At 38.8% G+C, this 5,093-nt stretch carries 6 protein-coding genes; all 6 read left to right on the top strand.

Going from position 1 to position 5,093, the window contains the following annotated elements; genetic code table 11:
- The first annotated feature begins 154 nt into the window (after positions 1–154).
- The 6 genes from glyQ (at position 155) to AC5JMK_RS12225 (ending at position 5,082) form a co-directional block, all read left to right on the top strand.
- On the top strand, positions 155–1,051 hold the full coding sequence (gene glyQ, locus AC5JMK_RS12250) for a glycine--tRNA ligase subunit alpha (RefSeq protein ID WP_096677573.1): 897 nt from the start codon (positions 155–157) through the stop codon (positions 1,049–1,051).
- A gap of 6 nt (positions 1,052–1,057) precedes the next feature.
- Positions 1,058–1,303, top strand: coding sequence for a hypothetical protein (locus tag AC5JMK_RS12245; protein ID WP_096677574.1), 246 nt, complete (start codon positions 1,058–1,060; stop codon positions 1,301–1,303).
- Positions 1,304–1,362: 59 nt separating this feature from the next.
- Positions 1,363–1,842 carry a DUF4079 domain-containing protein gene (locus AC5JMK_RS12240; RefSeq protein ID WP_096677575.1) on the top strand — a complete coding sequence of 160 codons (480 nt, stop codon included), beginning with the start codon at positions 1,363–1,365 and terminating at the stop codon, positions 1,840–1,842.
- A 223-nt stretch (positions 1,843–2,065) separates the two neighbouring features.
- Positions 2,066–4,402 (top strand): ComEC/Rec2 family competence protein, encoded by a 2,337-nt coding sequence (locus AC5JMK_RS12235; protein WP_096677576.1) that lies wholly within the window; start codon positions 2,066–2,068, stop codon positions 4,400–4,402.
- Positions 4,403–4,484: 82 nt separating this feature from the next.
- Positions 4,485–4,847 carry a DOPA 4,5-dioxygenase family protein gene (locus AC5JMK_RS12230; protein WP_096677577.1) on the top strand — a complete coding sequence of 121 codons (363 nt, stop codon included), beginning with the start codon at positions 4,485–4,487 and terminating at the stop codon, positions 4,845–4,847.
- Positions 4,848–4,869: 22 nt separating this feature from the next.
- Positions 4,870–5,082, top strand: coding sequence for a hypothetical protein (locus AC5JMK_RS12225; protein WP_495910195.1), 213 nt, complete (start codon positions 4,870–4,872; stop codon positions 5,080–5,082).
- The last annotated feature ends 11 nt before the right edge of the window (positions 5,083–5,093 follow it).

Genomic DNA, 5,093 nt, shown 5'->3' with positions numbered 1-5,093 from the left:
TTGGCACTTTCCTATAGTATCTACCTTCCTCTTCTTTGTCAACTACTTTTTTTTTTATTTTTTTTCTTGATGTTTTTAAGAGCTAAAAGCTGCTCGCAATAACGACTTTAAGCAACAATGGTTTAGACTATGTTGACTTTACGGAAGGATTGCTGTGAATTTTCAGTCTGTAATACAGGTTTTGCATAAGTTTTGGAGCGAGTCTATTTTAGAAAGAGGTGGCGGTCAACGCGGATGTTTGATCGCTCAACCATATGATATGGAGAAGGGCGCAGGAACCAAAAACCCTCATACATTTTTAAGAGCGTTAGGACCAGAACCTTGGGCTGTAGCTTACGTTGAGCCTTGTCGTCGTCCTACTGATGGTCGATATGGCGAAAATCCAAATCGATTTCAACACTATTATCAGTACCAAGTGCTGATCAAACCTTCCCCTGATAACATTCAAGAAATTTATCTAGATTCTTTAAGGGCTTTGGGTATCCGCCCAGAAGAGCATGATATTCGGTTTGTGGAAGATAATTGGGAGGATGCGACCGTAGGAGCTTGGGGTACTGGTTGGGAAGTATGGTTAGATGGGATGGAAATTACTCAATTTACTTATTTTCAGCAATGTGGAGGAATCGATTGTCGTCCAGTCTCTATTGAGATTACTTATGGATTGGAACGTTTAGCGATGTACCTCCAAGGAGTAGAGGCTATGGTTAAAATCCACTGGACAGACGATATTACTTATGGTGATGTGCACCTCCAAGGGGAGATAGAACAGTGCGTTTATAACTTTGAAGCCTCTAATCCAGAAATGCTGCTGACTCTATTTAATATGTATGAGCAAGAAGCAAAGCAGTTAACAGAGAAAGGATTGGTTTTACCCAGCTTGGATTATGTGATGAAGTGTTCACACACATTTAATCTATTGGATGCAAGAGGTGTAATTTCAGTTACGGAACGGACTCGCTACATTGGCAGAATTCGACATTTGGCACGTAAGGTGGCACAACTCTATGTGGAACAGCGAGAAAAGTTAGGTTTTCCATTGTTGAAAAAGTAGAGGGTTATGACGACTTTTGAAGAACTACAAATAGGTAAGTACTTTCGGATACCTGGAACAAATGCTAGGTATGTTTATAGAAAAGCTAGCAATTCATATTGTACTTTGGGAGCAGCTTTACAGCCCATCAGAAATGCAACACAAGTGATACCATTAACTTCTCGAGAGATTGCTGATTATTTTGCTGATAAATTTACAGCAAAGCTAGATTTTCTCAAAAGTTTACAACAAAAACAATGTTTGATTAACTAGTTTAGTTAATCTAGGAACATATAACCTAGTATAAATGCTGAGAAAACTGTGAAATATAAATGGTAAATTTGACTGAGATTTTAGAATCCATAGCAGCTTGGTTCCGTTCTTTAGGAGTTCCCGAACCGATTGTACATTGGGGACATCCGGTGATGATGGGAATTGTCATCTTTGTTATGGGTAGTTTTGTTGGCTTTACTGGTTGGCGAGGGCGACTTGCTGAAGATAAAGAAGTTACGTTGAAAAGTCGCAGTGATCATCGCAAACTTGCACCGTGGATGTTTTTATTTATGGTGTTGGGTTACACGGGTGGAGTGTTATCTCTAGTAATGCAGCACCACCCAATTTTTGAAAGTCCTCACTTTTGGACTGGCTCAATTTTGCTGTTATTACTGGGGATCAACGGTGTCATTTCTTTAAGTAAATTTGGTGGTAATAAACCTAGTTTACGCGCACTTCATGCATATTTGGGTAGTACTGCACTTTGTCTGATGCTTGTTCACGCTGTGCTGGGATTAAATTTGGGTATGTCTTTCTAAAATTCATACGAAAAATACGGTTGTATATTGCTTTTAGTCTTGATGGATATATCGCGAGAACTTCGGGTGATGTGAAAAGCAAACGAAATTGCTCAGATGTTAAGTAGAATCAAGCAAGGGCGATCGCAATCAAGTATTACAAGTCCACATGAGTGGACTTTTTTACATTTATACTTAGTATAATTTAAGGCGTGAGGCGCTAATTTTTTTTACAAACAGTCTCATGATTCAGACCAGTGGTGTAATTATTTGTCTTAGCTATATTCTTGGGTTGTTGTTTACAGCAATTCCTTGGGGTGGAGTTTGGATACTGCTTCTTAGTGTGGTAATTGCAGTTTTTTTGCAAAGACGACGCTTAACCTTACAAAAAGTTTTGGCAAAAACTAAGACAGCACCACAGTTATCTAATATTCCCCACTTGCGAGTATGGTTAATTGCCGGAATAGTAGGATTAATAGCAACTTTATATTTTCCATTGCGTGTTCCCCAAGTAGGGGTAAACGACATTAGTAAATTTGTCCTGCCAGAAAACAGTAATCAAGAACAACTTTTGATTGTGCGGGGCGAGGTAATAAGTACACCACGGCTAACTCGTAGCCAAAGGGGACAATTCTGGTTAGAAGCAACTAAGCTAGATGAAGTTAAAAATGATAAGGGTCCAGTAGGTTTAGGTAAAGGTGTAACGGGTAAGTTGTATGTCACAGTGCCTATACTTCAGGCTACTGGATTGTACCCTGGTCAGGAAGTAGCTATTACTGGGATTTTATATAAACCAAAACCACCATCCAATCCTGGCGCTTTTAATTTTCAGAAATATCTGCAACAGGAAGGCGCATTTGCTGGTTTGGTGGGACGATTAGTAAATGTGTTGAATGAAGAACAGCCTCCATGGGGATGGTGGCAAATTAGAGAACGGATTGTGCGATCGCAGGTTAAATTATTAGGTATTCCAGCAGGGCCACTTGTGAGTGCAATGGTGTTGGGTAGCAAAGCTGTTGATTTACCTTATGATATTCGTGATATTTTTGTCCAAGCTGGTTTAGCCCATGCTTTAGCAGCATCTGGATTTCAAACTTCGTTGATTTTGGGTGTAATACTAGGGTTGACAAAAGGCTTTAAGAAATCAACGCCAATTACCGTTGGTAGTTTAGCTTTACTTATTTTTCTTTGTTTAACAGGCTTCCAACCTGCGGTATTAAGAGCTGTAATTATGGGATTTGCTGCTTTAATTGGTTTGGGGTTAAAGCGCAAAGTCAAACAATTAGGATCATTACTAGTCGCGGCAACTATATTATTATTATTTAATCCTTTGTGGATTTGGGATTTAGGATTTCAGTTGAGTTTTTTAGCCACACTGGGATTAATAGTTACAGTTCCACCGTTGACTCAACATTTGGAATGGCTACCACCTGCGATCGCTTCTTTAATTGCTGTTCCTCTGGCTGCAATAATTTGGACTTTACCACTCCAATTGTTTGTATTTGGAGTTGTGCCAACTTATAGTCTTTTACTCAATATTATTAGTACACCTTTAATTTCAGTTATTAGTATAGGTGGAATTATTAGTGCAGTTGTTGCGTTAATTGTTCCCGATGCTGGTGGTGCTTTAGCTGGAGTATTAAGTTACCCTACTGATTGGTTAATCAAGTTAGTAGAGTTTTTTAGCCATCTTCCAGGAAATTCTTATGCTGTCGGCAAAATTGGTCTTTGGCAACTATTTGCTATTTATGGACTAATAATATTAGTTTGGTTAACAAATTGGTGGCAGAAACGGTGGTGGTTTGCCTTTTTTATTACTTTTGGTTTGGTATTGATTCCGGTTTGGTATTCTACTAATACATTATTTAGGATTACAGTTTTAGCTGCTGATGATCAACCCGTGATTGTAGTGCAGAACCAAGGTAAAGTGACACTGATCAATAGTGGCGATGAAGGAACGGGAAGATTTACCATATTACCGTTTTTGCAACAACAGGGAGTAAATAAAATAGATTGGGCGATCGCATCAGATTTTCAACATAACGGGAATAGGAATAGTTGGTTAGAAGTGATGCAAGATCTACCGATCAAAATTTTCTATGATTATGCTCCCACGTCAGGAAATCTTCTCATTAGTCAGGTAATTAAACAAGAACTACAAAAGCAAAAAGCAGTTTACCAAGCTTTACCTGTAGGTCAAACAGTTACTACTGATGTCATTGTTACTCAATTAGTTAATCAGGAATCACCGATTTTACAGATGCAAATACAAGGGAAATCGTGGTTAATTGTAGGTGATTTCAAATCTACAGAAATACGTCAATTCGTGCAAACAGGAGGAATAACTCGTCCACAAGTTTTGTGGTGTTCTGGCGAATCTTTAAAAGAACTAGTTACAATATTGCAACCACAAGTAGTAATTGCCACTAGCGCAACTATTGATCAAAAAGCTGTGTCAGAAATTAGCCAAGGTCAAACCAAACTATATTTTACAGGAAAAGATGGAGCAATCCAATGGACTCCGCAAAGAGAGTTTGAACCATTTATCCAAACAACGGAAAATAAAACCTCGGTATTATAAATATTAGTAAATCGCAAATTTTTCTCCAACAGAGCGATCGCCAGAAAGAATGTCTGTAAATTAGAAAAGTGGACTAAAAGTGATGCAAGAAAATCAACAAGATAATTTGAAAATTACTAGTTTTCACGCTCATGTTTACTTCAATACCGCAACTCGTGAAGCAGCTGCACGTGTACGCGAAGAGTTAAGTAATTTTGATGTGCTGCTTGGATGTTGGCACGATCAGCCTATTGGCCCACATCCAAAATCGATGTATCAGGTTGCATTCTCTGCTGATCAGTTTAGCAAAGTTGTTCCTTGGTTAATGCTCAATCGTGAAGGATTGGATATTCTTGTCCATCCTGAAACGGGGGATGATCTCAAAGATCATACAGACCATGCTCTATGGTTAGGAGAGAAACTAGAATTGAACATCAATTTTCTCCAACAGCTTGGCATAAATTGACAAAACCACCAGAAGCAGCAACATGAGCCAAGATTCTAGCAGTCTCATCCAAATTGTACCGCGATCGCCAATTTTATCAAGTCAAAATGTTATTTCAGACATTTTGCGCGTTGAAAAACATTCTCAACCTGCAAATGGAACATCCCAGTGTTGTCTTCCTAATTACCTCCTGAGCATTCATCTTGGTAAACCCATTAGACATCTCCGACAACTATCAAAGCCTTTATGTGACTAGCTCTTAGGGTG

Source organism: Pelatocladus sp., assembly GCF_059505505.1.
The sequence above is the reverse complement of the archived record's forward strand: the minus strand, read 5'-3'. Positions and strand labels throughout refer to the sequence as shown.

Bases quoted from the DNA above. Each gene is read 5' to 3' on its own strand.
- AC5JMK_RS12245 (WP_096677574.1), top strand. From the start codon at position 1,058: ATGACGACTTTTGAAGAACTACAAATAGGTAAGTACTTTCGGATACCT.
- AC5JMK_RS12235 (WP_096677576.1), top strand. From the start codon at position 2,066: ATGATTCAGACCAGTGGTGTAATTATTTGTCTTAGCTATATTCTTGGG.
- AC5JMK_RS12225 (WP_495910195.1), top strand. From the start codon at position 4,870: ATGAGCCAAGATTCTAGCAGTCTCATCCAAATTGTACCGCGATCGCCA.
- AC5JMK_RS12230 (WP_096677577.1), top strand. From the start codon at position 4,485: ATGCAAGAAAATCAACAAGATAATTTGAAAATTACTAGTTTTCACGCT.
- AC5JMK_RS12240 (WP_096677575.1), top strand. From the start codon at position 1,363: ATGGTAAATTTGACTGAGATTTTAGAATCCATAGCAGCTTGGTTCCGT.